Genomic DNA, 26,851 nt, shown 5'->3' on the forward strand with positions numbered 1-26,851 from the left:
CATATAAGCACGTGCATGCGAGAGGGTCGACAGGAATGAAGACGAAGGGCGCGATCCTGTGGGGGATCGACCAACCATGGTCGGTAGAAGAGATCGAGGTCGGCGATCCGGTCTCCGGCGAGGTGCAGATCCGGCTCGAGACGGCGGGCATGTGCCATTCGGACCATCACATCGTGACCGGCGCGACGCCGATGCCCGCCTACCCGGTGATGGGCGGGCACGAGGGTGCAGGCGTGATCACCAAGCTCGGGCCGAACACGCCCGCCGATCTCGCCGTCGGCGATCACGTGATCCTGTCGTTCATCCCCGCCTGCGGCCGCTGTCCGGCCTGCGTGAGCGGCAACATGGCGCTGTGCGATCTCGGTGCGGGCCTGCTGATGGGCCAGGCGATCAGCGACGGCACCTACCGCATCCAGGCACGCGGCGAGAACGTCATCCCGATGTGCCTGCTCGGCACGTTCGCGCCGTACATGACTGTGCACCACACCTCGGTGGTGAAGATCGACCCGACCATTCCGTTCGAGGTGGCCTGCCTCGTCGGCTGCGGTGTGCCCACCGGCTTCGGCTCGGCGACGCACGTGGCACAGGTGACGCCGGGTGACACCGTGGTGATCGCAGGCATCGGCGGTGTCGGCATGAGCGCGCTGCAAGGGGCGGTGCTCTCCGGTGCGTCGAAAGTCGTTGCCATCGACCCGAATCCGTGGAAGCGCGAGCAGGCGCAGAAGTTCGGCGCCACGCACACCTACGAGAGCATGGCCGCCGCGATCATGCCGCTGATGGACGCCACCGAGGGGCGGATGGCCGAGAAGGTCATTCTCACCATGGGCGAAATGCACGGCGACTACATCGAGGAAGGCCTCATCCTCACCGCGAAGGCGGGCACCCTGGTGGTCACCTCGATGGGCCGGATGGAACACGGCGACGTCAAGATGAACAGCTTCCTGCTGTCCATGCTGCAGAAGACGGTGAAGGGCTGCATCTTCGGCGGCGGCAACGCCCGCCAAGACGCGCCGAACCTGCTGCGCCTGTACAAGTCCGGTCAACTCAACCTGGACGACATGGTGACCCGGAGCTACTCGCTGGAGGAAATCAACCAGGGCTACCAGGACATGCTCGACGGCAAGAACATCCGCGGCATCATCAAGTACACCGAGGCCGACTGGTAACCGGCGCGCGTTCGTGACCGGCCGAGCCGCAACTCGGCCACGTCACGGCGGTGGGTGTCAGACGCTTTCGAGGGTCGCCCGTGGTTTCCGGCTGGCGAGTTTGGTTGCTACGGTGGCGATCAGCTCGTAGGGGATCGGCTTTGCGAGTGGAAACTTCAACGTTCCCTTGCCCGCTCGGTACGGTTCGATCGCGCGCTCGAAGCTGCGGTCGCCCTCGGGGATCGGGTACACGCTGATGTGCTTCTTCCATCCCGCGAAGTGCACGACGTTGTGACCGTTGACCTTGAAGGTGGGGATGTCGTAACTGATGGCTTCCGTCGCGTCCGGCAGGGCGCGCTGGATGGTGTCGCGGATTTCGTCCAGGATGCCGCGTACCTCCTCGGGGAAGGAGGCGATATAGGTGTCGACTGTGGTTGGCTGCTCTGCCACGGGATCCCTCCGATCTGTGATCGGCTACCGATGTGCATCGTTGAGAAGGTGGAGCACCACTCAGTGTAGGCAGCGCGTCGCCTTTCTACAGCTCCTTGCGATACCAGCATTCCGCATACATCTGGTCGTTGTGCGGTGACGATTCCGCATAACCGAGCCGCGCATACAACCCCCGCGCCTCAACCAGATCACGTCGGGTATCAAGCACGATCCGGTGCGCCCCGAGCGCCCTGGCCGCGGATTCCGCCGCATCGACGAGCGCAGTGGCGCCGCCGAACCCGCCCTCGGTTCGAAACCTTTGTAGCGGAATGGTATTCGGCTGGTTAGCGAGTAATGTTTTCGGTCACGTCAGCCGACGTCGCGGCGGAGCCAGGTGACCTCGGCGCCGGATTCGGTGCCGTAGCGGTAGATCTCGAGGTCCTCGTCCCATGGGGTGCCGAGGGCGCGGTCGATCTCGGCGGCCAGATCGTAGGTGGTGTATTTGCCGAGTTCGCCTGCGGCGCGCAGCATTGCGCGCAGCCGCATCTCGCCGAGCGTGACGTCACCGTTGGCGCTGGTTGAGCCGTGCCAGAGGCCGAGGCCGGGTACGAAACAGTAGCGCTCACCGTCGACGCCGTCGCTGGGGTCCTCGGTGATCTCGAACCGCAGCACCGGCCACGAGCGCAGCGACTGCGCGATCCGCGCGGCGGTGCCGACCGGGCCGAGCCATTCACTGGTCGCACGCAATTGGCCGTCCGCGGGCTGTGCGGTCCAGCGCAGCTTGGCGGGTGAGCTCAGAGCCGAGGTGAGCGCCCATTCGACGTGCGGGCACAGCGCGGCAGGCGACGAGTGGATGTACACCACACCCGCCGTCACGTCCGCGAACTGACTCGATGCGCGCACCACTAACACCTCCAGCGTCGACGGGGGACGTCTTCCCCAACGGCCCGTCTGCTGGTGTTGCCAAAGTGTACTGGAGTGCCCGATGTTACATGTGTTACTTCACCGCCGTGTTGCGTGCGAGGATGTCGCCTCCGCAATAACGGCATCACTGAGGGGCGGCCAGGCCGCTCTCGCCCAGTCGCCGAAATTCTGATCGGTCAATGCGAGACACGCCAAAGACGACGCGGGGTCGACCCACAAAAATGTCCCGGACTGTCCGAAATGGCCGAACGTGCGCGGCGAATTCGTGCTGCCGGTCCAGTGCGGCGACTTTCCGTCGCGGATCTCGAAACCCAATCCCCAGTCGTTCGGGCGCTGCGAACCGTAGCCGGGAAGCACGCCGTTGAGGCCTGGAAATTGGACCGAGGTCGCGTCGGCGTGCGTCTGCGCAGAAATCAATCGAGGATCGAGCAATTCCGCCGCGAAACGAGACAGGTCCGCCGCAGTAGAGCGGCCCGCGTGGCCCGCCGAGCCGGCCAGCGCCGAGTCTTTCATTCCGAGCGGCTCGAATACCGCGTCGCGCAGGTATTCCTCGAACGCGATTCCGGTCTCCGCGGTGACGAACTCGGCAAGCACCTCGAATCCGATGCTGGAATAGATGCGGCGAGTGCCGGGTGCCGCCTGGATATCGGTGGTGTCGAACGCGAGCCCCGAGGTGTGTGCGAGCAGGTGCCGCACCGTCGACCCCGGTGGGCCCGCGGGCTGATCGAATTCGATCGCGCCCTCCTCCACCGCGACAAGCACCGCGTAGGCCACCAACGGCTTGGTCACCGACGCGAGCGGGAACACCCGATCGACGTCGCCCTCGCTCGTCGTTTCGCCGTCGGCGGTGACGACTGCAGCCGCCGCGTGCCGGACCGGCCACTCCCTGATCTGTTCGAGTGAACGCACTCAGCGAGCCTACGAGAAGAACGCCGCTACCATCGAATGACCATGAACGCGCTCCCCACGATCCACGGCGACGTCGAACCCGGCTTCGGGCCCGTCGCCGACGCTTTCCGCCGCAACTTCGCCCAGCACGGCGAAATCGGCGCCGCCGTCGCGGTGTACGCAGGAGATCGGCCGGTGGTGGATCTGTGGGCAGGCCATCGCGACCGTCGCCGGACGCTGCCGTGGGAGCGCGACACGATCGTCCCGGTGTTCTCGTCGACGAAGGGGTTGGCCGCGTTCACCCTCGCGTCCGCGGTGTCGAAGGGCCTGCTCGACTACGAAGAGCCGGTGGCGACGTACTGGCCGGAGTTCGCCGCGCAGGGCAAGGGCGCGATCACAGTGCGGCAGCTGATCGACCATCAGGCCGGGCTGTCCAGCCTGGATCCGGTGGTGCGGCTGCACCAGATCGCGGACCTCGACGGCCTCGCGCCGATCCTCGCCGCACAGAAGCCGGCCTGGCGGCCTGGCACCCGGCACGGGTATCACGCGATCACACTCGGGTTGTATCAGGGCGAAGTGCTGCGCCGAGTCGACAAGCAGCGCCGCACGCTCGGGCGAATCTTCGCCGAGGACATCGCGAAACCGCTCGGTGTCGACTTCCACATCGGCTGGCCCGCCGACCAAGGGCTGGAACGCATCGCCACCATGGCCGCGACTCGAGGGTTCGATGCGCTGCGCTACGAGCGCGACGTTCCGCTGCGGATCGGCGCCGAGATCTTCGCCAAACGTGGTCTGGCGTACGAGGCTTTGACGAATCCGCGCTGCGGCAGTCCGGCGCGGGCGACGCGACGGGAATTCCTCGAGGTCGAGCTCCCCGGCTCCAATGGCGTCGGCAACGCTCGCGCGCTGGCCCAGGTCTACGGCGCCGCCGCGGGCCGCACCGGTGCACTGCCGATCGACAACACCGTGCTCGACCAGCTGGCCGCCGCCGATTTCGCCACCGACGTCCCGGCCGGTGATCTGGTGCTGCACGTCAAGACTCGCTACCACCTCGGCTTCCGTAAGTCCGGCGGCGACTTCCGCTTCGGTTCCGACAAACGCGCCTACGGCACTACCGGCCTCGGCGGTTCCTTCGGATTCGCCGATCCGGCAACAGGTCTCGGCTTCGGCTACGCGATGAACCGACTAGGCCTAGCCGTCCTCGACGACGTCCGCAGCCGCAACCTACGCGAGGCCATGCTCCGCTGCGTCTGAGCCACACCGTCTTTCGCGACTCCGCCGAGAGCACCGAAATCGGCATTCCTTGCGTCTGTGCCCCGGATCCCACAAAGCTTCCACACTGTTCACAAGGCCTAGACGGCTTAGACGGCTTGTGAACCGTATGCAGGGTCTGCGGGATCGACAGAGGGGGTGCGGGACTCCCCGCGGATGGAGACCTCAGCGGCGCCAGCGCTCCCGGCATGGGGGTGGGAGGGTCGGTTTCGCGCAGAGTGGGAACTGGTGGCGGGGGCTTCTCGGGCGATGCCGCCACCAGTTCCCAGTACTCAACCGACCAACTCCCAGAACGGGTGCGGAGGCGCGGGAGGGTGAGGGGGTGGGGGTCGAGTAGCCGATCGACCACCGGATCTACCGATCAGAATCTGCTTTCAAATGATCAGATTTGATGTACGTTTGAAAGTATGAGTGTTGCGGAGGATAGGCATGCGGAGATTGTTCGGGCACTGAAGACGTCGGAGTCGGTGACTGTTGCCGAGCTGGCGCGGGCGCTGCAGACCTCGGAAGTCACGGTGCGGCGGGATCTGGCGGAGCTCGAGCAGACGGGGGTGCTGCGGCGGGTGCGCGGTGGTGCGGTGAGCACGATGCTGCGTGGCGAGGAGATGCCGTTCGCGATGCGCGAGATGGAGAAGGCGGCGGCGAAGGCGCGGATCGCGGCCGCGGCCGTGGGATTGATCGCCGAGGGTGAGTCGGTCGTACTCGACAGTGGGACAACAGGTTTAGCGGCCGCGCACGAATTGTGTACGCGGCGGGTCACGGTGGTGCCGTTGGCGGTCAACTCGATGGTGGTGCTCGCGTCGGCGCCTAGCGTGACGTTGTTGCTGCCGGGCGGGACCGTGCGCAAGGGCGAGTCGTCGCTGGTCGGCCCGATGGCGGAGCAGAACATTGCGATGCTGCGGCTGGACACGATGCTGATGACGTGTTGCGGGTTGAGTCCGCGCGGCGGGATCACAGCCCACGATCTACAGGATGCGGCGGTGAAGCGCGCCGCGGCGGCCGCGTCGGCGCGGACGATCGCGATGATCGACTCGAGCAAGTTCGCGCGGACCGCGCTGGCAGTGGTGTGCGCAACGGCCGAGATCGACGTGGTCGTCACCGATGTCGACGCGCCGGAGGAGGCCGTCGCCACGCTGCGCGCCGACGGCATCGAGGTCCACTGTGTCTGACCTGCTCGACCGTTCTTCTCTTGCCCGCATCCAGGTTTCGATCGCCGCGACGTTCTTGGCCGAGGCGTTGCTGTTCGCCTCGTGGACCGCGCACATCCCGCATATCAAGGCGGAACTCGCATTGAGCGATGGTGCGCTGGGGACCGCGCTGCTCGGCGCGCCGATCGGCTCGGTGACGGCAATGCTGTTGTCGACGCGACTGTTACCGCGCTTGGGTAGCCGTCGCATGATCCAGTTGACGATCGTTGGCTACGCCCTTGGCGGTATCGCTGTCGGCTCGGCGGGTTCGCCGGTGCAGCTGTTCGGCGCGCTCGCTTTCTGGGGCCTGTTCCAGGGTTCGCTCGACGTCGCGATGAATACCCAGGCGGTGACCGTCGAGCGGGCGGTCGGCAAGCCGATCATGGCACGGCTGCACGGTATTTGGAGTATCGGCGGGTTCCTCGGCGCGCTGGTCGGCGCCGCTGCCGTTCTGGTCGGCATCGACCTGAGCGTTCAGTTCGCGGTGCTCGGCATCGCCGCGGTGGTGGCGATAGAAGTGTTGTCGCGTGCGCTCATTCCCGACAGTGCCGGTCCGCGCGTGCGAAAGGCTCAGTCGGGCACGAAGTCTCGTCGGCTACGTCCCGCGCCGATCGTTATCACGTTGGGCGGGATCGCTTTTGCCTCGATGCTCGGCGAAGGTGCGGCGGCCGACTGGTCGGCGACCTACCTGCGCGACGAACTCGGCGCGGGCGCGGCACTCGCAGGCCTCGGCTACGCCGGGTACGCGTTGGCGATGGTGACGGTGCGCCTGAGCGGAACCATGCTGCAGAGCAGGTTCCGCAACGCCTCGCTGCTTCCGGCGCTGGCACTGGTTTTCGCCGCAGGCATGAGCGTCGCGCTGCTCGCGCGCCAGCCGATAGTCGGGTTGCTCGGCTTTGCGGCCATGGGTATCGGCCTGGCATTGATCGTGCCGAGCGCGTTCAGTGCGGCAGGTGCCGCGAGCCAAGACAATTCGCCCACTAACGCGGGTTCGGCGATCGCCACGGTCGCGGCGCTCGGCTGGCTTGGTTATGTTTCCGGCCCACCGCTGATCGGTCACCTGGCCGACGTGGTCGGCCTGGACACGGCCCTGTGGGTCCTCCCGCTGCTCGCGCTGGCCATCGCAGCGACCGCCCGCTACAGCGGAGCCTTCGCTACCCGATCGAAGAGCGAGCAACCTCCCGTGGAAACCGCCGACAGCCTGCTCCGATAGTCCGAAACCCGCAACAACTGCCGTTCCGAGATTGCGCTGACAGATCCAGAACAGGAGAACCCCGCATGACCGCACTCGAAGACACCGCCCTGCATGGCGCAGCGACCGTTGCGCTCCCGTTGGACAAGGCATTCGCGTTCTTCACCGAATCGTTCGGCACCTGGTGGCCTGCGGTCTACCACATCGGACGAACCGGAATGGCCGACGCCATCATGGAACCCCGCGCAGGCGGCCGCTGGCATGAGCGCGGCACCGACGGCAGCGAATGCGACTGGGGTCGGGTCGTCGCCTGGGAGCCGCCGAACCGACTGGTGGTGACCTGGCAGATCAACGGCTACTGGCAGTACGACCCCGACCTCGAGCGTGCCGGTGAGATCGAGGTGCGCTTCACCGAGACAGGTCCCGGACAGACCAGCGTCACCCTCGAACACCGCCACCTCGACCGACTCGTCGCGGGTGAAGCTCTCCGTGACGCCATTGTCGAGCAGGGTGGCGGTTGGTCCGCTGTGCTGGTGCGGTTCGCGAAAACCGCTGAAGCGCAAGCCTGATCGTTCGTCAGGCGTTCGCCTTCATGTAGGCCTCGGCGACCTCGACCGAGATCCGGCCACGCGTGGACACCTCGATGCCCTTCTTGCGTGCCCATTCGCGCATGGCGGCGGTCTGTTCGCGACCGGCTGCCGGGCGCGGTGCGGTGCCCTTCGTCCGAGGTGCCCGTCCGACCTTGCGGGCGTTGGGCGTCCACTGCTCGAAGATGCCGCGCAGCTGGCTGGCGTTGAGCGCCGACAGATCCAGCTCGTATGCGACTCCGTCCAAGGCAAAGTGCACTGTCTCTTCGGCCTGAGACTTGCCGTCGTAGTCATCGACGAGTGTTACGACGACCTTGCGTGCCATGGAGATTCCCCTTTTGTTGTAATCGAATGAGTGGCCCATCCTAGCCATCGGATGGCAGGATGTTTCCACTTGACCACAGGCACGTGTTTCAGGTGGCGGGCGAACGGCCCCAAAGTCGCTTGCCGAGGGACACCGATGTCCGTTTCCCCTCGGACTCCGCGTCACCGGCACGTCGGCGCGGCTGGACGTTGGCGAGGGTGATGTCGCCGTCGTAGTGGGCAAGCACCCTCGGGTCCATCACCGAGCGCCACAGCGGCGGGATGGCGGCGAGCACGATCATCGTCGCGTAGCCCGCGGGCAACTGCGGCGCCTGCATGGAGCTGCGCAGGGTCTGATACCGGCGTCCCGGGTTGGCGTGGTGGTCACTGTGGCGCTGCAGGTGGAACAGGAAGATGTTGGTGACCAGTCGGTCGCTGTTCCAGCTGTCGCGCGGTGAGCAGCGGGCATACCGTCCGTTGGGGCGCTTGGCGCGGAGCAGGCCGTAGTGCTCGACGTAGTTCACCGTCTCCAGCAGCCCCACCGCGATCACCGCCTGGATCAGCAGCCATGGCAGCACCGCGATGCCGAACACCGCGGTCAACGCGCCGAACAGCAGCACGCTCATCGACCACGCCTGCAGGATGTGGTTGTCGATGCTCAACCACCGCTGTTTTTTCCGCTTCAACCTGCGTCGTTCCAGCTCGACCGCGGAACGGAAGCCGCCGATCACGCTGCGTGGCAGGAACTCCCACAGCGGCTCACCCAGCCGCGCGCTCGCAGGGTCTTCCGGTGTGGCCACTCTGGCGTGATGTCCGCGGTTGTGCTCGATGAAGAAATGCCCGTACGCCGACTGTGCCAGTGCGATCTTGGCCAGCCATCGCTCCAGATGTTCGACCCGGTGCCCGAGTTCGTGCGCGGCGTTGATGCCGATGCCGCTGACGAAACCCAAGGTGACGGCCAATCCCAGCTTGTCGACCACCGCGAGCTCGTCGCCCGTCCACAGGTAGGCGGCAATGCCCAACCCGGTCAATTGGATCGGCAGGAACAGGTAGGTGCACCAGCGGTAATACCGGTCGTTGGACAGTGATTCGTAGTCCTCGTCGCGCGGATTGGTGCCGTCCTCGCCAACGACCCAGTCCAGCACCGGGATCACGATCAGCACGATGACCGGGCCGATCCACCAGAAGACCGGTGCGCCGGTCCACAGCACCAACTGCGACGGAAGCAAGGCACACGCCGGCGCGAGCAGGCCGAGCATCCAGAGATGTCGCTTCGGGTCGATGCGGCTGGAACCCCCGCCGGTGAGCTTCATAATCTCCTCCAAATGGAAAGGCGGCAGGAGGCTTGCGGTTGGCGCGGTGCCCAGAGTTCACTAGGTGAGTGCTTCACAGTGTGACTTGTTGCCGTCCGTGAGAAGTCGTCGCAGCAGACGACTCCGTTACTCGGCGGCAAGTGCGCTCGGAGCTGCGGTTGCCGAGGGCTCGCGAGATGCCGTGCGCCGCGGCGAGCACCGCGGGGATCGTCGTGCGCGCGGACTCGTTCTTGGGCACCAGCACCGACAATGCGGCGACGACGTGGCCGCGCGAGGCGTACAGCGGAGCCGCTACCGCAGTCGATACCTCATCGATATAACCCTCGCAGAAGGCATATCCGGTGCGCCTGACCTCACTCAGCTTTGCCCGCAGCACCTTTGGATCGGTGACGGTGTGCGGCGTGAACGCGGGCAGTGGACCGGTCAAGATCGTCTCTTGGAGTTCGGCGGAGCTGTGCGCCAGCAACACCAAGCCCGGCGAGGAGGCGTGCAACGGTAGCCGCCCGGCGAGCCGGTTCACGATCCGCACGGAACCGGGTGCGGACAGCCGCTCGACGTACAGCACCTCGTGCTGTTGGCGCACACTGAGTTGCACGTGCTGGCCAACGGCCGCGTGCAGGTCCTCCATGAACGGCATCGCGGCATCGCGCAATCCGAGCGTCGGTGAGGCGCGCGCGGCGAGCTCCCACATCCTGACGCCGATCTGCACGCGCCTGCTGCTGTCGCGGTGCAGCCACTCGTGTTCGACGAGGGCACTCACCAGCCGCGACGCCGTCGCCAACGGCAAATCGGCGCGGCGCGCGAGTTCGGAAACGGTGACAGAGGTGGCGTCCGGATCGAACGCCTCGTACAGGCGCACGATCCGAGACAGCACCGATTCACCACTGGTTGATCTAGCCACGAGCATTTACTCCCATTGAATGGAATCAATGTAGTGGTCCGGGCGGCGTCCCGCGAATCTCGGTGGCGGCGACCCACAGTGACGGACAACCCCTCGGCGCTGCCTCCTGCCGACCCTCGCTGTCGGTCGCCTTCTACCCCGCGCAATCGAGTTCGAGGAAGCCCCATGACCGTGTCTCGTGAGCTGTTCATCAACGGCAAAGAGGTGGCTGCAAGCGCGGGCCACACCGCCGAGGTGATCAGTCCGTACACCAGTGTCCCGTACGCCACCGTCGCGGCGGCGGGCACCGAGGATGTGACCGCCGCGGTCGATGCGGCGCAGGCCGCGTTCGGGGAGTGGTCGGTGTTGAGCCCGTTCGCCAAGCGGACGATCTTCACCAAGGCCGCGGCATTGCTCGACGAGCGTGCTGAGCAGGCGGCCGAGCTGATGGCGGGTGAGATCGGCGCAACCCGCGGCTGGGCCCAGTTCAATGTGTCGTTGGGTGCCAACATCTTTCGGGAAGCGGCGGCGGCGATGACGGCGCCGCGCGGTGACGTGCTCGCCGCGGAGCAAGAGGGTGTACTCGGGCTTTCGCTGCGCGAGCCGATGGGTGTGGTCGCGGCGTTCGCGCCGTGGAACGCGCCGATCATCCTCGGCGCCCGTGCGGTCGCCGCACCGTTGGCGGCCGGAAATACCGTGGTGCTCAAGCCGAGTGAGTCCGCGCCGCTGTCGTGCGGGTTGTTCATCGCCGATGTGCTGCGCGATGCCGGGCTGCCCGCAGGCGTGCTGAACGTCGTCACCAACGATCCGGCCTACGCGGCGCCGATCGCCGAGACGTTGATCGCGGACCCGCGGGTGCGCGCCGTGAACTTCACCGGATCCACCGACGTCGGCCGGATCATCGGCACGCTGGCCGCCAAGCACCTGAAGCCCGCTGTGCTCGAATTGGGCGGCAAGAACTCGGTGATTGTGCTGGACGACGCCGATATCGACTACGCCGTGTCGGCAGCGGTCTTCGGGGCGTTCGCCAACTCCGGTCAGATCTGCATGTCCGCCGATCGCATCCTGGTGCACGAATCGGTGGCCGACGAATTCACCCGCAAGTTCGCCGACGCCGTTGCCGGTCTGCCGACGGGCAGCCCGGACGAGCCGCACACCGTGATCGGTCCGTTGGTCAATCACGCTGCCGTGCAGAAGATTTCCTGGCTGATCATGGACGCCGTCGACCGGGGCGCCACGGTGGCCGCCGGAGGTGGTGTGCCGCAAGGCAACGTGCATCCCGCCACCGTGCTCACCGGTGTGCCCAAGGACGCCGTCCTCTACTACAGCGAAGCCTTCGGCCCGGTCTGCACGGTCGACACCTTCACCACCGACGAGCAAGCGGCCGCAATGGCCAACGACACCGAAAACGGGCTCACCGCAGGCATTCTCACCGAGAACACCGCCCGCGCACTCCGCCTGATGCGCCAACTGCGCACCGGCATCGTCCACATCAACGACCAAACCGTCGCCGACGAACCGAACGCCCCCTTCGGCGGCTTCCGCAACTCCGGCTACGGCCGCTTCGGCGGGCGGTGGGGGATCGAGGCATTCACCAACACCCGCTGGGTAACGATGGCGACCGTCCACACGGTGTTCCCCGGCTGAGACGGAGACTGCGGGCGCGGTCCGCATCGGCGCGGGGCGTTGCGTACGGCGGTGTCTGCGGAAATCGGTGGCATCGGGTGCGCTGCCTGCGTGACGATGGGGAGCATGAGACCCGCCGTCGGTGCTGTGTTGGTTCCGTGCGTTGAGTGCGGCGGCTATGAGTACGGCGGTGGGCCCGACTGTGGACGGTGTCGCGGTCTTGTCGACGAGATCGTCAACGATGAGTGGCGGCAGTTTCTCGTCGACTGGCCGGGGGAATCCGAACTCGAGGTCGCTCGTCTTGTGGTGGATGAGCCCGATCGGCACGATTGGCGCGTTGTCGACGCCGCCCTCGACCGGATCACCTGCGACGAGTGTGGTGGTCTGCTCAGCCGCGGGCCGATGAGCTGCGCCGCGTGCAACCTCGCCCATGGATTCCGCTATGCGGCGATCGAGACGGATCGGTCGGGTGTTCCGCCGGGCAACGAGCATGGGATCCGCGTCAATGTTTCGGTCGTCCGCCGCCCGCAGATGACCTCCGCGCAGGAATTGCTGGCCCGCCGCCTGCTATTGCCCGCCCTTCTCGTCGGTTTTCTGCCGACCACGGCCGAGGCGCAGCGCGCCAGTGCACTGATCAAAGCCGATCCCGGACCTGACCGCATCGCGGAGTTGGCGTCCACCTGGTTCCGTGCGGATAGCGACACTGTGTAACATTCAGCTATCTTGTAGCTATTAATCGAGAGATATCCGACTCCAGGAAACCTGCATTGTCGATCTCATCGAGGAGAGCTCATGAACAGCATTGGCAAGAAGCTATCCGGGATGGCGGCCGCCGCGGCGGTGGCACCGTTCGTGCTGGTCGCGGCGGCTAACGCCGACACCCCCAACACCGTGTATTTCAATTACGGCCCCGAGGTCAACTGTGCAATCACCGGCGATGGCACCGTCGGATGCGACGTGGCCCCGAGCCGGATCGTGGCAATTCCCGTCGGCAACGCCGCGGTACCTGTGCCATTCCCGGTCGACCAAGTAGTCATCGACCAACCCGCGCTGCCCGCTCACCCAGGCTTCGCTCGCGGCGCCTTCACCCGGCCGGGCGGCAACCCGAACATGTCCGACGTCAAGACCGGCGAGGGCTACGCGAGCATCTCGGTCTCGCATGCCGGCGCAACCTGCGTAGCAACAGGCGGCCACTACTCCGGTCCTGGTCTGTCCTGTACCTCCAAGGGACACGCCTTCTCGCTCTACTCGACCGGTGGCGGTGTGCGGTCGGGCATCATCATGAGCTGATCCGGCACCCCGAAGTTCGTCAACGCCGCGCACGTCCTTGTTCGCGGCGTTGACCTGTTCCGTCCGGCGATGGCGATCAGACTGCGCGGACCGTGATCGCTGGGAATATTCGTGCGGGCGGCCGGGCAGCCGAGCGCTAGTGTCGAGATCACGAAATCCGCACTAGAGATCGAAAACCTACTATGACAACGCATGCCGCGGTTGGCGCCGAGCCGCCTGTCGACGACCGGTACCCCGAGTTTCTGGACGGAGTGCAGCGCCGGTTCCTGGCGACCGCGACCAAGAGCGACGCACTGTTCACCGTCGGGCGCGAGGACTTGTTCGAGGTCTTCCTCGGCGCGCTCACACCGGAACTCGCGGCCGAGAACAACTGCGGCACTTGCCGATTGTTCGTGCATCGCTATGGCGGGCTGGTGGTCGTCGGTCAGGACGGGAAGGCCAGGTCGGCGCTGTGGTCGGCCGACAGCGCGCCGCCGCAGTACGCGAAAGCGGCCGTCGCGTTGGCCGAGCAGGTCGAGAGCAGGCCGATCACCTCGCTCTTCTGCGCGAGCGCGACACAGTGGGGACATCCCGAGCGCGGCTCGTGGACCCACCTTTCGCTCACTCCGCCTGAACAATTGGTGCATACTCCCTCGGCGCTCGCGACGACTTCGCAGTATGTTGCCGCGAAGAATGCCGACCGGGAGATGCTCGAGCGCGCCCTCACGGAATTTCCGCACGACGTCGTGAAAAAGGCAGTGGCCCTGCTGCGTACCGAGCAGCTCTACCGCTCGGACGCGATTCTCGGCGCAGGGAAATGGCTGTTGGAACTGCACAAGAAGCTCAATGCGATACGCGGACAGGGCGATTCCGCGCAGCGACAGCGCGACAACCTCATCTGGGTGGCCGCCGCCACCGCTCCGGCTGGCTTCTGTCACGTCAGAAGCGGCATGATCGGCACGCTACTCACCGATCTCGCCGGCGGCCTTCCCTTCGACAGCGTCAAGCGCCGCTTCGCGGAAAAGATGGACCCGCTCCAGTACCGTCGGCCCACCGCCGCACCCACTGCGGCGATGATCGCGCGCGCGGAAAAGGTCATGGCCGAGCTGGGCGCCGCCGGGTCACTGGAGCGTCGCTTCGCGAAACTGTCCGACGTGCAGCCGATCTGGTCGCCGACGGACGCACCGCCGCGTTCCGATGGCGTCTTCGCCCACCTGATCCCCGCCGAGAAGCGTAGGGGAGCAACAGATCTCGACGCCACGCCGGTGGTGATGACCTGGGAGAAGTTCGCTCGCACTGTCCTTCCGACTGCGGACCGCATCGAATTCGAGGTCCCGTCCACCTCCACCAGCTACGGCGCGATGGTCACCGCCGCGAACCCCGAGGCGCCCCCGATCATCCAGTGGGACAAGCTCGAAACCCGGAACCCGGTGACCTGGTACGTCTACGTGAACGGCTCTCCAGCCACCCAATGGGGTCTACGCCCCGGCGAACACCGTCAGGTGACCGCCGTCATCCCGCACCCCGCGACCTGGCACGTCGAATTCGACCGCACCGCCCGCGAACAATCGGTCCTCTTCGCCCTCGCAGGCGCGAAAGACACGACCTACACGACCGGCGCAGGTTTCTTCCCCGAATTCCTCACCAGCGACCTCCACGAAATCCGCAAGACGCTGGAGGCCTACGCCAACGACGCCGTCGTCGCAGGCAAGGACGAAGCAGAAGTCTGCGGCCTCCTGCTCTCCAAGGGCGGCACACTCGGCCACACGTTCCGGGTCACCGCAGGCGGGATCCGAGTCCGCTACACCCTCGACCGCTGGGACTGAGCACGGTATCCATTTTCGTGCAATAACTTCAGACGCCGCGCAAATCTCCTGCCGTTACCCTCGGGACGTTCCCGGCGACAGCCGTCGCGCTCGACCAGACGAAGAAGAGGTGTCAGATGTCAGGAAGTGTGCTGTTGCCGACGACCGAGCGTGCGTTGGCGCATCGGCTTGCGGTGGAGCAGGCGACCTACCGGGTGCCTTCGCTGGTCGCCGGGGTGGTTCGGGACGGCAAGTTGGCCTGGTGGGATTCGCGCGGCCGAGCGGACGGATGGGCTGCGGCGGGGCGGCCGACCGCCGACACGCAGTATCGGATCGGGTCGATCACCAAGTCGATAATCGGCGTGGTGGTGATGCGGCTGCGCGACGAGGGCAAGCTGGACTTGTCCGACCCGCTGGAGCGGCATGTGCCAGGGGCGCCGATGGGGAATCGGACTGTCGCTCAACTGCTTTCGCACACCGCCGGGGTTCGTGCCGAGTCGCCCGGCGAGTGGTGGGAGCGCACCAAGGGCGGCGATTGGGCCGAGCTGGCAGCCGACATGGACGGCGAGGCGACGGTGGACCGGGCGGGCCGCCGACACCACTACAGCAATGTGGGTTACGCCGCGCTCGGTGAGCTGGTCGCCCGACTGCGTGGGCAGAGCTGGTTCGATGCGGTGCGTGCCGAGGTGCTTGCGCCGCTCGGCATGGACCGGACCACTCCGGCGCCGGTGGCTCCGCACGCGACCGGGTGGGCGGTGCACCCGTGGGCCGACGTCGTGCTGCCCGAGCCCGCGCACGACCACGGCGCGATGGCCGCGGCCGGTCAGTTGTGGTCTACCGCGGACGATTTGGCGCGCTGGGCGATCTTCCTGTGCGGCGATACCGGTGCGGTGCTGGCCAAGGACACCTGGGAGGAGATGCGCGAGCCTGCCGCCGTCATCGACCAGGACGCGTGGACCGAGGGCTATGGGCTCGGCGTCCAACTGTGCAGGCACAACGGCCGCAGGCTGCTCGGGCACGGCGGCGCGATGCCAGGATTCATCGCGACGGTCTGGGCCGATCCGGCCGAACGCACCGGCGTGCTGTTCCTGTCCAACACCACCTACGGCGGCATCCGCGGCAAGCTCGACCTGGCCATGCTGGACATCCTGGCCGAACACGAGCCGGCCATGCCCGAAGAATGGCTGCCCGCACCGTCTTTCGACCCGACATTGCTCGCGCTCACCGGTCCTTGGTACTGGGGCTCGGCGTCCATCGCGCTGCACTTGCGCGCAGACGGCTGGCTGGAATTGCGGGCCCTCGCGCACGGCGGACGCACCTCGCGCTTCCGCCCCGACGGCGACGACGCGTGGATCGGCCTCGACGGGTACTACGCGGGCGAGCGGCTGCGGGCGGTGCGCGACCCGGACGGCACCGTCGACCACCTCGAACTGGTCAGCTACATCTTCACCCGCGAGCCTTACCCGCAGACCGCCCCTATCCCCGGCGGCGTCGACCCGGCCGGCTGGCGTGGTCAGTGACCAGCCCTCTGGTCGGGTCACTCGACAGGGCGCCGGAGATGGCGCGGTCGAAGGCACGTAGGTCGTCCTCCAGCTTGCGGAACAACCAGTAGTTGCCGATGAAGCCGAGAACGCCTGCGATGCACAGCCATCGGATCGGATCGATGACCAGCGGGACCTCCTGCGGGGTCAAGAACATCAGGCCGGTGACGACGCCGACCAGCGGAACCGACGCCGCCACAGCGAGATAGCGGTGGCAGCGCCTGCCGAGAGCGAGCAGGTCGGCATGGTCGTTCGTCGTCGCTCCCTGGTCGAGCAGGCTCGGGTAGACGCAACGGACGACGAAGAGCGTGACGAGGAAGAAGGGGTAAGCGACCGCGATCGTCGCGCACACGACGAGAGAGGCGATGAAGTGCACGAGCTGGCCTGCACTGAGGTCGGTGAAGACCAGGAAACCGGCCACGAACGCGATGGCGGACACGATCCACCCGCAGAAGGCGACCATCGCGACGCGGTCGCCGTCTAGCAACGTGTCTGTTCTAGTGAGCGCGAGAGTCTCTGCGTCGTAATGTTTACCGCGCCGGAGCCCACGCCATACCAGGAAGACCCGGCGGCACAAATAGCTGGTCACGATGGCGACGGTTAGGGGGACGGGCAGCTCCAGCAGCGCGCTGACTCCGCGCATTTGTTCGCGTTGGTCTGCCGTGAGCCACAATTGCATCAACGGGCCGTTGTGCAGGTTGCTGTACACCACGCCGAGGCCGCCGCCGATCGTGCTTGCCAGCGTGACGATCGCCAGCAGCGACCATGGGGTGAGTTTCGACCGGAGGCTGCCGATCGGCGGATCGACGAGATCCCGTGCCCGGCGATCCAGGCACAGTGCGAACTGCTGGGCCAGTTCGGCGCCGGTGGACCAGCGGTCTTCTCGCTGCGGTGCAAGGCATTTCAGCAGGATGCGGCGCAGCGTCGGCGGGCAGTCCTGCGGCAGTTCGGACAGATACCGCGCGTCGATCTCGTGCTTGCGCAATTCCAGCATCCGCTCGAGCGCGGTGTCGGATTCGCCCATGCCGACTTCGTCGTCGAAAGGACGGTGGCCGGTCAGCAATTCCCACAGCATCACGCCGAGGGCATAGATGTCGCTGCGCTCGTCCAAATCCGCTGCGTTGACAGGCAACTCGGGATGGCAGGCGGCGAGTTGTTCGGGCGACATATAAGCCAGCGAGCCGCCGAAATACGCCAGGGGACTGGTACCTGCGACGTGGTGGCTGAAACTGATATTGAAGTCGGCGAGCTTCGGGATTCCTTCGGCCGTCAACAGCACGTTGGCGGGCTTGATGTCACGATGCAGGACTCCGTGCCGACCGGCATGGTCGAGTGCGGTGGCCAGTCGACTGCCAAGCCACGCAACGGTTTCCGGCCAGGTGTAGGTCGCGATCTCGGCCCGGACATTGGACTCGCTCGGTTCGATGCCGCCCGTGCTCAGCACCGCCCCGTCGACGGCGTCCAACAGCAGCTTGCCGTCGCGGCGGTCCGGTTGCCGCGCGCGCACCAAGCCGAGCACGCCGAGCAAGGTGCCACCCGGAACGTATTCCATGTACATCAATTTGAGCTCGTCGTCTTCGATCAACCGCTGATCGAAGACCCGCACGATGTAGTTGTGGTCGAGTTGTGCCAGCGTCTCCGGTTCGCTGCCGCGGTTGTGGGAGATCTTCACCGCGACCAGCCGCTGCATCGAGCGTTGCCGAGCCAGGAACACCCTGGCGAACGAGCCTGCGCCCAATCCGACGAGCAGATCGAAATCGTCCACCCGGTCGCCGGTGTTGATCCCTTCCAGTGCCTCCTGTGCCCAAGGGCTGGCGATCAGGGTGCTGCGATAGCCGACCTCGGTCGCTTGCTCGGTAGGTGCGGCGACCGTTTCCGGCCCGGTCGGACCCGGGTCCCGCCCGGATCGGCGCAATGCGTGCAACTCTTCGTAGATCAGATCGGGTGGCACCGGCATATCTCGCAGCTCGGCGAACTCGCCGCGATAGTCAGCGAGCCGTTTCGGATAGTCGAAGCGCAGCCAGCGGTATTCCAGATCGACCTTGATCAATTCCACCAGGCACAGCCGCCGGAAATCCGGTGTGTCAGGCAAGAACTCGACGAGCTCCGGCGGGGCACCGGCGGCATCCCATGCTGCCGCGAACCGTGCCACCAACGACCCGAGCAGTGAGCGAGTTCGTTCCACATCGTCGGAAACCACTGTCGGTTCCACACTCATGACCAGCCGTCCATACCTACCTGCAGCCACGGACATCCCACCGCGCGTCGGCAGGCTCCTCCCGCGATCGTTGGTAGTCCAGTATGCCCCGCGAGCACGGTGATCTCCATCACTGCGATAGCAGGAGCATCTGGTAACAGTTACTCTTCGGCTACCAGAATTGGTTGTTCGAACAACCACGATCGACCCAGGGATGTATTGCCGAAATAAGGCGGTATCTCGATGACCAACAGCCGAGCGATGTTTCGGACCTGGTGGAAAGACCGGGTCGGTTACGCCTGGCTGATCGAGACGCTCGAAGCCAATTCCGGGCTCGTGTGGATGCGGGGCACGGTCGCCGCCGCGGGCACGGTGATGCTGTTGATCACGGTGGTGTCCATGTTCTCGCCTGCAGGTCAGGCAGGGGCGCTCGGATCGACGCAGGCGGTTCTCACCGCCACTCTTGCCGGGGCGTGGACGTTGCGCTGGTGGTTGCTGCCGTGGCCGCGGGAAACCGAGTCGATCGTGTGGGTCGCACTGGCCGACATCGCGATCACCGCCAACAACGCGATGGTCCAAGACCGTCTGCTCGGCGCGCTCGGCGTCGGTCTGCTCGTGGTGACCGGGTCCTATGTGACGATCTTCCACGGTCCACGAATCCTGGCCGCGCACGTCGCGTGGTCACTGCTGTCGAGCGTCTTGTTGGCGATCCTGCTGTTCCTCGGCAAGCCGGGACACACCGAGCACGGCCGAGGCGACCTCGCGCTGAGCGTCGCGGTCGTGCTGATCATGCTTCTCGTGACCGCGTTCGTCCTCCCCACCGTGCAGTTCTTCCACTGGCTGCTTCACCTGAACGCACTGTCGGATCCGCTGACCGGCTTGCTGAACCGGCGTGGGTTGGATTGTCATCTGGAGAAATTCTTCGACGACGGTGGTCGCGGCGGGATCTATGCCGTGACACTCGATCTCGATCGGTTCAAAACCGTCAACGACACCTTCGGGCACTCCGTCGGCGATGAGGTGCTGGTGCGGACGGCAGGCTGCCTGCGTGCCGCGGCGCCACCCGAGGCGAGAGTCGCGCGCACCGGCGGTGAAGAATTCGTCGTCGTCGGATGGCTGGACGGAGCGACCATCTATGCGGTGGCGGAGCGTCTGCGCGGCGCGGTCGAGACCATGTCGGATCTGCCGACCACGGTCACCGCGAGCGTGGGGGCCGTGGTATTCACTCCTTCGTGGAACAAGAAGTGGCAGGCGCGATCGACGCACCAGAATTTGCTGCTCCGTTCGGATTCCGCCATGTATCGGGCAAAACAATTGGGTGGCAACGCCGTCGTCATCGACGTGGTCGACGGGAACACACATACCCAGGTACGCGCCAACCTCGCCTCCGCCGCACCACTACCGCAGCGGCAGATCAACGGCGAGTCGTCCTGCGCCACCGACCAATCCACGCAGCATCGCCTCATCCTCGCTCAACAACGCATTCGCGAACTCTCCGAGGAAAACCAGCAACTGCACCACCAACTCGCACACCTGTCCCGCTGATCGAACAGCCTGTCCCGGCTGTGCATTCATCGCAGACGGAACTCCGGCTCCCGGAATCGTCGCTTGGTCGACCGAGAGGCGGTGATGTACGACCGCTGACGGTCTCGGCACGCCGGGATCGATAAGGTTGGCCGATGACCGTCACCCGCGCTGTCTCCATTCGACAGACCGACGACCGCGACATCCCTGCGCTGGCACGACTACGCCGACAGTGGTCGGAAGAGCAAGCAGGCCGGCCATTGGAGGACAACGGATTCGATGACCAATTCGCCCAGTGGTACACAACCGAGTCGTCCCGGCGGACGACGTTCCTGGCCGAGATCGACAGCATCGCAGTCGGAATGGTCAACCTCGCCGTCTTCGAACGAATGCCCCGCCCCGGCCACCCCGCCTCACGATGGGGCTATCTCGGCAACGCATTCGTCCTCGCCGAACACAGAGGTCAAGGCATCGGCACAGCTCTCCTCAACGCCTTGACCGCCTATGCCCAGGACCTCGGCTGCGCCCGAATAGTCCTCTCACCAACCGACCTGTCAGTGCCCTTCTACGAGAGAGCAGACTTCGGCCCCGCCACAATGCTTCTCGCCCGAGTCCTCACCAGTAAATGAAGCTAGGCGTTCACCAATTTATGCCTGCGGATTTCTTGGCCCATCGGTAGAAGTCTTCTTTGGAATCAAACGTACGGTTGCGATCTTTGAGGAGCCCGTTATTGTCGGTGACTTCGGCATTGGTCATCCGGCCGTTGGATACTGATCCCGTCGCCTGGTAGTGGCTCTTGGGCTCGATCCAAGTTTCGTTCGGCATGGCTCGGTTCCTTCTGTGGTTTCTCAAAATTGCTTAGAGTGATTAATGGTTAATCTTCTATTGTGATCGTTGTTTTCGTCGACCACGCCGTCACTGTAGCCAAGGTGAAGGAAGGGTCGTGAGGTTATAGGGAGTTTGTCGGTTGAACGGAGTACAGATCCGACAGCGGCAGGCAGGCCCGTTGGCAACACGTGGATCTTCGACCCGTATTCCTCCGTCGCGACGCTTGTCTCGGGATCGGCGGCACCCTACGCCGGACTGCCCCGACTGCCTCCTCATGAGTTGACTGGTGCCAAGTTGTGGCCAGGATTGTTCGGACGCAACACAATTCGGGTGGAGATCAATATGCTGGTACCTGTGTTTCGTCACTGGCGTAGTCGGGCTGCCATCCTCCTCACGGCGATGGTGCTGGTCATCGGGGCCGGAGATCATCTGGCGATAGCGTCCTCGGACGCTCCGCCTGGGGGAGTGCCGGGCGTGGCGGTGCCGGAGTTGGCATGGGCCGACTGCGGGGATCCCGGGTATCAATGTGCGACGGCGGACGTGCCGCTCGACTATCGCAATCCGGGGGCTGGGACGATTTCCCTGGCTGTTCGGCGGCATGTGGCCGGTGATCCGGCGCGGCGGATCGGGTCCCTGTTCGTGAATCCCGGCGGGCCAGGGGGTTCCGGGGTCGGGTTCGTTTCCAGCGTGATCAACACGATGCCGGAAGAGATTGCGGCGCGGTTCGATGTGGTGGGGTTCGACCCGCGTGGGGTTGGCAAAAGTCGCGCAGTCGAGTGCTGGACGGCTGAGGAGATGCAGCGTGAATGGGCCGCGGTCCCTGCGCACTGGCGGCCGGGAGCCTTCGAACGCGGGCAGGACTCGGCCGCACGGTTCAATGCGGCCTGCCAGGCGCGCAGTGGCGACATATTGCCTTATATCGGAACCGAATTCGTGGCCAGGGACATGGACCTGCTGCGGGCCGCCGTCGGCGACAACGAAATCAATTATCTCGGAGTGTCTTTCGGCACCATGATCGGGGCCGTCTACGCCAACCTGTTCCCGCAACGGATTCGGGCTTCGGTACTCGACGGGGCCTACAACCCCGAGACCTATGCCAACGACCCGTACGCCTATGACTACGGCCAGTACGTCGAATTGGAAGCCGCGCTCAACCGATTCCTCGACTGGTGTGCGACCGATCGAGCGGCGTGCCAATTCGGCGATCCGGCGCGCGGCGGACCGGGTGCGGCCCTTGATGCCCTCATCGCCGATCTCGCCGACAACCCGGTGCGCGATGAAAGCGGTCAAGTCGTCGCCAACGGAGCATCCCTCGCGTACGGACTTACGTTGCAGGTCAACGGCGGCCGCGCGGCATGGCCCGCCATCGCCGACTCGCTTCGGCAAGCTGCCGACCATCGAGACGGACCTGCCCTGCGCAAGATCGGCCGTCTCGCCGAATTCTTCGCCGCCAACGTGGCAGTCGAATGCGCCGACCGCGTCTACCCGCCGCTGACGCTGGAACTCCAAGCGCGCCTTGCCCTCGACGTAGCCGCCGCCCCACGCATGGGCCCGGTCGCCGCCTGGGGCCCACCCGGCTACGACCACTCCCACGCCAACGCCTGCCAACGCTGGTCCGCCCCTCGGGCCAGCCGCTACGCGGGCCCATGGTCGGCCGCCGGATCCGCACCCATCCTCGTCGTCGGCACTACCGGCGACCCTGACACGCCCTACCAGGACGCAGTTGCCCTGACCCGCATGCTGCAGAACGGCCGTCTGCTCACCGTCGACGGCGAAGGCCACTCCGGCTTCGGCCACAGCCAATGCGCCCGGGACACCGAAACCGCCTACCTCATCGATCTGGCAGCCCCACGATCCGGCACCACCTGCGCCGGAGGTACCGACTAGGCATTCGTTCCGACTCGGCAACGACTTCAACGATTCGTTGCGCGCCGGGGTCGGCGATACAGCTATCGCGTCCACGGGCTGCGAGCGGATGTGAGGGCGGGTCAGTCCGGGTTGCTGACCATGTGCGTGTGCAACTCCTCGACGATGCTTTGCAGGCTGCGCCGACGCGCCGGACTCAAGGAGTCGAGCGCCGCGCGGGCGCCGTGCATTTGCTCGCGCACCTGCTTGGCGACTGCGGCGCCCTCGGCGGTGGCGACTACCTTCTTCACGCGGCGATCGGCTTGGTCGACGTGCCGCTCGACAAGACCACGGTGCTCGAGTCGATCGATCAGCAAGGTGATATTCGACGCGTCACAGGACAAGGCGTCGGCCAGTTCGCGCATCGCTCGCGGTTCGACCAGTAGGCAGACGAGCTTGGCTTGGTTGTAGGTCAGGTCCAAGCGTTGAGCGGCAGCGAGGAAATCCCGGACATAGACGCGGCAGAACTCGGTGAGGGTCTCCATGACATCGAGCGAGGTCGGCGCGGTCGCCGATGCGGGTGGCACAGTGCAAAGGTATGCCAAATACTTGATGAACTCAAGCTTTGCGGCAGGGTATCGCGCCCATTCCGCTGGGCGGAATGCTTGACAGACTCAAGTACTTGCGGCTGTACTGTCAGTCAGTTGCTTGAGTTGCTCAACTATTCGAAGCCTTGAGCGCCCCGTTCGTAACCTGCTTTCCCCATACCGCAGCCGACCATGATGCTGTCATCACCTCGGCGCGCCGACCCTGGAGACGATATGACTTCGGCAGTAGACACCACGCGCATCCGCCGGTTGCTGGATCGGCCGCTCACGGTCGGCGATCTGACCGTGTCGAACCGGATCGCGATGGCGCCGATGACTCGGAACATGTCGCCGGGCGGCGTTCCTGGGCCCGACGTCGCCGAGTACTACGCCCGCCGCGCGGCCAACAATGTGGGTCTCATCATCACCGAGGGCACCTACATCAACCGCGAAGCGGCCAGCGCCTACGACAACGTTCCGCTCTTCTACGGTGAGCAGGCGCTCGCAGGCTGGGCACACGTCGCCGAGCAGGTGCACCTCGCCGGCGGCCGGATCATCCCGCAGCTGTGGCACACCGGCGTGGCACGCACCGCGACCGAGCCGCCCGCCGAAAGCCCTTCCGGCGTAGGGCTGTCCGGAGACCCGACCGGAAAAGCCATGACGCAGCGCGACATCGACGACACGGTCGCCGCGTTCGCCGACGCTGCTGCGGCGGCGGAGCGTCTCGGATTCGACGGTGCCGAATTGCACGGCGCACACGGCTATCTCATCGACAGCTTCCTGTGGAGCGGCACCAACCAGCGCACCGACCGCTACGGCGGTGACCACGCGTCACGGGCCCGGTTCGCGGTGGAGATCGTCGAGGCCGTGCGTGCTGCGGTCTCGCCCGGCTTCCCGCTCTTTCTCCGTCTCTCCCAATGGAAGTCAGGAAACTACCAGGCCAAGATCGCCGAGACCGCCGGCGAGCTGGAGCAGATCCTGACACCGCTGGTCGACGCAGGCGTCGACGCCTTCCACGCCTCCACCCGCCGATACTGGCTGCCCGAATTCGACGGCAGCGACCTCAATCTCGCCGGCTGGGTCAAGAAGCTCACCGGCAAAACCACGGTGACCGTCGGCTCGGTCGGGCTGGACCAAGAGTTCGTCGGAGCAGGCGGATGGCAGAAGCAGGCGGCCGTGGCGGGCATCGATCAGCTGCTCGATCGCCTCGAACGCGACGAATTCGACCTCGTCGCCGTCGGCCGAGCACTGCTGGCCAATCCGGACTGGGCCAACAAGGCTTTACATGGCAACCTCGACGAGACCATCGCCTTCGACCGCTCGGTCCTGAAGTCGCTCAACTGACACCAGTGGCTGTGCGGCACTCGTCACCGGCATGATCGACGTGTGAAGGTACTTGTGATCGGGGCCAGCGGGACGCTCGGCGGTGCGGTTGCCGAGGCGCTGGCGGACTCCCACGAGGTGGTGCGGGCAGCGCGGAGCGGGCCGGTACGGGTCGACCTCGCTGACATGGACTCGTTGGACGCGCTCTTCGCCGAAGTGACCGGCTTGGACGCGGTGGTGTGCTGTGCGGCGAGCGGGCCGCTGGTGGACCTGCAGCAGGTCTCCGATGTCGAGTTCGCGGCAGGTCTGCATGACAAGCTGCTCGGCCAGGTTGCCTTGGCGCGGCGTGCGATTCACAGTTTGCGCGACGGTGGTTCCATCACGCTGACCGCGGGTACTTTTGCGTCACCGCTGGCCGGTGGCTCCTTGGGCGCACTGGTGAACTCTGGACTGGAGGGTTTCGTCAGAAACGCCGCTGCCGAGCTGCCGCGTGGGCTGCGTATCAATGCGGTCAGCCCGGGCTGGATCAGCGAGACGCTCGTGAAACTCGGTATGGACGAGTCGGGCGGCACCTCCGCTGCCGACGTCGCCAAGACGTATGTGGCTGCGGTAGAAGGCGTTTCGCAGGGGCAAGTGTTCCGGCCGTGAATGTGTCGGGCTAGCTGGTTATTCCGATTCGACCAGGGCGAGGACCTGCGCGGTGCGGGCCGCCGTGGTGACGGCGCGGAGGTTGTCCGCCAGATCGACCAGTTCGAGGTCGGTGGCGAACACCAGGAACCCGTCCGCGACAGCGATCGGCCAGTCGGTCGATTGGAGGCGGCGACATGCTTGGTTCAGCAGCGCCTGCAGCTGGTCGGCGGGCAACGGTGTCTGGTCGAGGTAACCCGCGAGTTCGTAGAGGTCCGCGGCATTCTCGGGCGGAAGGCCGACCTCGTGGTAGTCGGTCTCGGCGAGGAGGGCGGCGATGCCTTCGTCGCCCGTCGACGACGGGAACATCAGCAGCGGGGGCAGGTGAGCTTGGTCAGCGGGTCGGCCAGCCGAACTCCTTCAATCGCAGTGCCGCGTCCTCGGATTGGCGCAGACCGGCGTCGTAGGCGGCGGGCTGGCGGGTGAGGTCGAAGCTGTCGGTGCCGCATGCGGTGATCGCGGCGTCGTCGGGCACGAGTGTCAGGGCGGTGGCGCGGCCGAGGTCCTGATCGGTGGGCAGCCGCGAGAATTCGTCGGTCATGGCTTGGATGATGAGGATCAGGTCGGCGTCGGTGGCCAGGTGGGCGTTGATCGAGGAACCGATGCCGCCGTCGATATAGCAGTGGCCGTCGATGGGAATCGGGGGGAGCACGCCGGGTACCGCGGTGCTGGATGCCATGGCTTCGGGTAGTGATGCCGCTCCTTCGCGCGTCCACTCGTGCAGCGCGCCGGTGGTGATGTCGACAGCAGTGATCACGAGCTCCCGTTGGGGCCATGTCGCGGTTCTGGTCAGTGCGTGCATGCGGGCGATGTGTTCTCGTGGATTGCTACTCGCGGCCGCTGCGGCTATCTCACCTGCCTTGCGCCGTGCCTGCGCCAGGTCGAGGCCCGGTTGACCGAGTAGCGTCAGCGCGTCGGCGGTGACCTGCGGATCGGTTGGCGGGGCTGGCGAAGCGTCGGGACCCAACAACCGCATCAGATCGCCTTGCGTGGTCAGCATGGCCGACACGAGTGCACCTCCGGAGGTGCCCACAATCCGGTCCGCTTTGCCGAGCTGTGCTCCGAGGTTGGTCAGTCCGGTCACCAGCCCGACCACCCATCCCATCCGTGCCGGGCCGCTGCCACCCAAGACGAGCGCGGTCCGGCCAGGCGCAGGTGACGAGGTCTCTGTCATGGTCAGAATCTTTGTCGCAGTTACGATCTGCCCCAAGTTGCGACACGCGGGGCGCGCTGAATGGCTCCGACGACATCTCACCCCAAACTCGGCGTACCACCGAAAGGGCGGATCTGGTGTTCGGTCGGGATCGCGTGGGGCCCTGCGGTACTGGCTGGATCTCCTCGGCGTCGGCGCGGATCCGATGAACTGGCGGAGCCGACTGACCAGAGCGTCTCCGGCCCGAGAACCGCCCGCTCACACGATCGGCGGGAGATCACCCTCCCGTGTTCGGCATCGTTGACGGTGCACGGAGGGTGGATCCCCGGGTGAGGTGCCCGGGGAT

27 protein-coding genes are annotated in these 26,851 nt (G+C 65.8%); 15 read left to right on the plus strand and 12 right to left on the minus strand.

Annotated features, from left to right (window positions below; genetic code table 11):
- The first annotated feature begins 35 nt into the window (after positions 1-35).
- A complete protein-coding gene (locus NA11_RS29230; protein WP_069165244.1) occupies positions 36-1,166 on the plus strand; it encodes an NDMA-dependent alcohol dehydrogenase in 1,131 nt (376 codons plus the stop codon).
- Between the two features lie 57 nt (positions 1,167-1,223).
- Here the strand turns inward: NA11_RS29230 and NA11_RS29235 are convergent, their stop codons facing one another.
- From NA11_RS29235 to NA11_RS29245, 4 genes are all read right to left on the minus strand, one after another.
- Complete coding sequence (locus NA11_RS29235) at positions 1,224-1,595, minus strand: iron chaperone (RefSeq protein ID WP_069165245.1); 372 nt, start codon at positions 1,593-1,595, stop codon at positions 1,224-1,226.
- Positions 1,596-1,680: 85 nt separating this feature from the next.
- Positions 1,681-1,905 carry a GNAT family N-acetyltransferase gene (locus tag NA11_RS44190; RefSeq protein ID WP_084655169.1) on the minus strand — a complete coding sequence of 75 codons (225 nt, stop codon included), beginning with the start codon at positions 1,903-1,905 and terminating at the stop codon, positions 1,681-1,683.
- 38 nt (positions 1,906-1,943) lie between these two features.
- Positions 1,944-2,477, minus strand: a complete 534-nt coding sequence (locus NA11_RS29240) for a DUF3145 domain-containing protein (protein WP_069165276.1) — start codon at positions 2,475-2,477, stop codon at positions 1,944-1,946.
- 99 nt (positions 2,478-2,576) lie between these two features.
- On the minus strand, positions 2,577-3,407 hold the full coding sequence (locus NA11_RS29245; protein WP_069165246.1) for a serine hydrolase domain-containing protein: 831 nt from the start codon (positions 3,405-3,407) through the stop codon (positions 2,577-2,579).
- A gap of 36 nt (positions 3,408-3,443) precedes the next feature.
- Here NA11_RS29245 and NA11_RS29250 point away from each other — a divergent pair, with 36 nt between their 5' ends.
- From NA11_RS29250 to NA11_RS29265, 4 genes are all read left to right on the plus strand, one after another.
- Positions 3,444-4,640, plus strand: a complete 1,197-nt coding sequence (locus NA11_RS29250; RefSeq protein ID WP_069165247.1) for a serine hydrolase domain-containing protein — start codon at positions 3,444-3,446, stop codon at positions 4,638-4,640.
- Between the two features lie 425 nt (positions 4,641-5,065).
- Positions 5,066-5,827, plus strand: a complete 762-nt coding sequence (locus NA11_RS29255; RefSeq protein WP_069165248.1) for a DeoR/GlpR family DNA-binding transcription regulator — start codon at positions 5,066-5,068, stop codon at positions 5,825-5,827.
- The gene (locus tag NA11_RS29260) at positions 5,820-7,058 is read left to right on the plus strand and encodes an MFS transporter (protein WP_069165249.1); all 1,239 of its coding nucleotides are present in this window, start codon (positions 5,820-5,822) and stop codon (positions 7,056-7,058) included. Before NA11_RS29255 ends, NA11_RS29260 begins: the two co-directional genes overlap by 8 nt.
- A 65-nt stretch (positions 7,059-7,123) precedes the next feature.
- A complete protein-coding gene (locus NA11_RS29265) occupies positions 7,124-7,606 on the plus strand; it encodes an SRPBCC family protein (RefSeq protein WP_069165250.1) in 483 nt (160 codons plus the stop codon).
- A gap of 7 nt (positions 7,607-7,613) precedes the next feature.
- Here the strand turns inward: NA11_RS29265 and NA11_RS29270 are convergent, their stop codons facing one another.
- The 3 genes from NA11_RS29270 to NA11_RS29280 form a co-directional block, all read right to left on the minus strand.
- Positions 7,614-7,949 carry a histone-like nucleoid-structuring protein Lsr2 gene (locus NA11_RS29270; protein ID WP_069165251.1) on the minus strand — a complete coding sequence of 112 codons (336 nt, stop codon included), beginning with the start codon at positions 7,947-7,949 and terminating at the stop codon, positions 7,614-7,616.
- An 88-nt stretch (positions 7,950-8,037) separates the two neighbouring features.
- Positions 8,038-9,240, minus strand: coding sequence for an alkane 1-monooxygenase (locus tag NA11_RS29275; protein WP_069165252.1), 1,203 nt, complete (start codon positions 9,238-9,240; stop codon positions 8,038-8,040).
- A 73-nt stretch (positions 9,241-9,313) separates the two neighbouring features.
- A complete protein-coding gene (locus tag NA11_RS29280) occupies positions 9,314-10,141 on the minus strand; it encodes an IclR family transcriptional regulator (RefSeq protein ID WP_069165277.1) in 828 nt (275 codons plus the stop codon).
- Between the two features lie 165 nt (positions 10,142-10,306).
- Between NA11_RS29280 and NA11_RS29285 the strand changes: the two genes are divergently transcribed.
- The 5 genes from NA11_RS29285 to NA11_RS29305 all read left to right on the plus strand — a co-directional run bounded on the left by NA11_RS29285 (position 10,307) and on the right by NA11_RS29305 (position 16,340).
- Entirely contained in the window at positions 10,307-11,767 is a 1,461-nt protein-coding gene (locus NA11_RS29285) for an aldehyde dehydrogenase family protein (protein WP_069165253.1), read from the plus strand.
- A gap of 105 nt (positions 11,768-11,872) precedes the next feature.
- Positions 11,873-12,457: a hypothetical protein gene (locus NA11_RS29290; protein ID WP_069165254.1), complete on the plus strand. Its 585-nt coding sequence runs from the start codon at positions 11,873-11,875 to the stop codon at positions 12,455-12,457.
- A gap of 81 nt (positions 12,458-12,538) precedes the next feature.
- Positions 12,539-13,036 carry a hypothetical protein gene (locus NA11_RS29295; RefSeq protein ID WP_069165255.1) on the plus strand — a complete coding sequence of 166 codons (498 nt, stop codon included), beginning with the start codon at positions 12,539-12,541 and terminating at the stop codon, positions 13,034-13,036.
- Positions 13,037-13,218: 182 nt separating this feature from the next.
- Positions 13,219-14,841, plus strand: a complete 1,623-nt coding sequence (locus NA11_RS29300; protein WP_084655173.1) for a DUF8224 domain-containing phage-derived protein — start codon at positions 13,219-13,221, stop codon at positions 14,839-14,841.
- Positions 14,842-14,957: 116 nt separating this feature from the next.
- Positions 14,958-16,340, plus strand: a complete 1,383-nt coding sequence (locus tag NA11_RS29305) for a serine hydrolase domain-containing protein (RefSeq protein WP_174567749.1) — start codon at positions 14,958-14,960, stop codon at positions 16,338-16,340.
- On the opposite strand, the gene NA11_RS29310 is transcribed toward NA11_RS29305, so the two are convergent.
- Positions 16,297-18,579: a serine/threonine-protein kinase gene (locus tag NA11_RS29310; protein ID WP_084655174.1), complete on the minus strand. Its 2,283-nt coding sequence runs from the start codon at positions 18,577-18,579 to the stop codon at positions 16,297-16,299. The two genes, NA11_RS29305 and NA11_RS29310, sit on opposite strands and share 44 nt — an antisense overlap.
- Positions 18,580-18,801: 222 nt before the next feature.
- On the opposite strand from NA11_RS29310, the gene NA11_RS29315 reads away from it, so the two are divergent.
- On the plus strand, positions 18,802-20,103 hold the full coding sequence (locus NA11_RS29315; RefSeq protein ID WP_084655175.1) for a GGDEF domain-containing protein: 1,302 nt from the start codon (positions 18,802-18,804) through the stop codon (positions 20,101-20,103).
- A 134-nt stretch (positions 20,104-20,237) separates the two neighbouring features.
- Positions 20,238-20,711: a GNAT family N-acetyltransferase gene (locus tag NA11_RS29320; RefSeq protein ID WP_069165258.1), complete on the plus strand. Its 474-nt coding sequence runs from the start codon at positions 20,238-20,240 to the stop codon at positions 20,709-20,711.
- Positions 20,712-20,721: 10 nt separating this feature from the next.
- Here NA11_RS29320 and NA11_RS45065 read toward each other — a convergent pair whose 3' ends face one another.
- Positions 20,722-20,907, minus strand: coding sequence for a hypothetical protein (locus NA11_RS45065; RefSeq protein ID WP_141717908.1), 186 nt, complete (start codon positions 20,905-20,907; stop codon positions 20,722-20,724).
- Positions 20,908-21,252: 345 nt separating this feature from the next.
- Here NA11_RS45065 and NA11_RS29325 point away from each other — a divergent pair, with 345 nt between their 5' ends.
- Entirely contained in the window at positions 21,253-22,797 is a 1,545-nt protein-coding gene (locus NA11_RS29325) for an alpha/beta fold hydrolase (RefSeq protein ID WP_141717909.1), read from the plus strand.
- 101 nt (positions 22,798-22,898) lie between these two features.
- On the opposite strand, the gene NA11_RS29330 is transcribed toward NA11_RS29325, so the two are convergent.
- Positions 22,899-23,342 (minus strand): MarR family winged helix-turn-helix transcriptional regulator, encoded by a 444-nt coding sequence (locus NA11_RS29330; RefSeq protein WP_141717910.1) that lies wholly within the window; start codon positions 23,340-23,342, stop codon positions 22,899-22,901.
- 234 nt (positions 23,343-23,576) lie between these two features.
- Between NA11_RS29330 and NA11_RS29335 the strand changes: the two genes are divergently transcribed.
- Positions 23,577-24,686, plus strand: a complete 1,110-nt coding sequence (locus NA11_RS29335; RefSeq protein WP_069165261.1) for an NADH:flavin oxidoreductase — start codon at positions 23,577-23,579, stop codon at positions 24,684-24,686.
- A 42-nt stretch (positions 24,687-24,728) separates the two neighbouring features.
- Positions 24,729-25,313 carry a short chain dehydrogenase gene (locus tag NA11_RS29340; RefSeq protein WP_069165262.1) on the plus strand — a complete coding sequence of 195 codons (585 nt, stop codon included), beginning with the start codon at positions 24,729-24,731 and terminating at the stop codon, positions 25,311-25,313.
- An 18-nt stretch (positions 25,314-25,331) separates the two neighbouring features.
- Here the strand turns inward: NA11_RS29340 and NA11_RS29345 are convergent, their stop codons facing one another.
- Positions 25,332-25,661 carry a hypothetical protein gene (locus tag NA11_RS29345; RefSeq protein WP_069165263.1) on the minus strand — a complete coding sequence of 110 codons (330 nt, stop codon included), beginning with the start codon at positions 25,659-25,661 and terminating at the stop codon, positions 25,332-25,334.
- Positions 25,662-25,686: 25 nt separating this feature from the next.
- Positions 25,687-26,526 carry a patatin-like phospholipase family protein gene (locus NA11_RS29350; RefSeq protein WP_069165264.1) on the minus strand — a complete coding sequence of 280 codons (840 nt, stop codon included), beginning with the start codon at positions 26,524-26,526 and terminating at the stop codon, positions 25,687-25,689.
- Positions 26,527-26,851 lie beyond the last annotated feature (325 nt).

This window comes from Nocardia altamirensis NBRC 108246 (genome assembly GCF_001612685.1).
GTDB lineage: Bacteria > Actinomycetota > Actinomycetes > Mycobacteriales > Mycobacteriaceae > Nocardia > Nocardia altamirensis.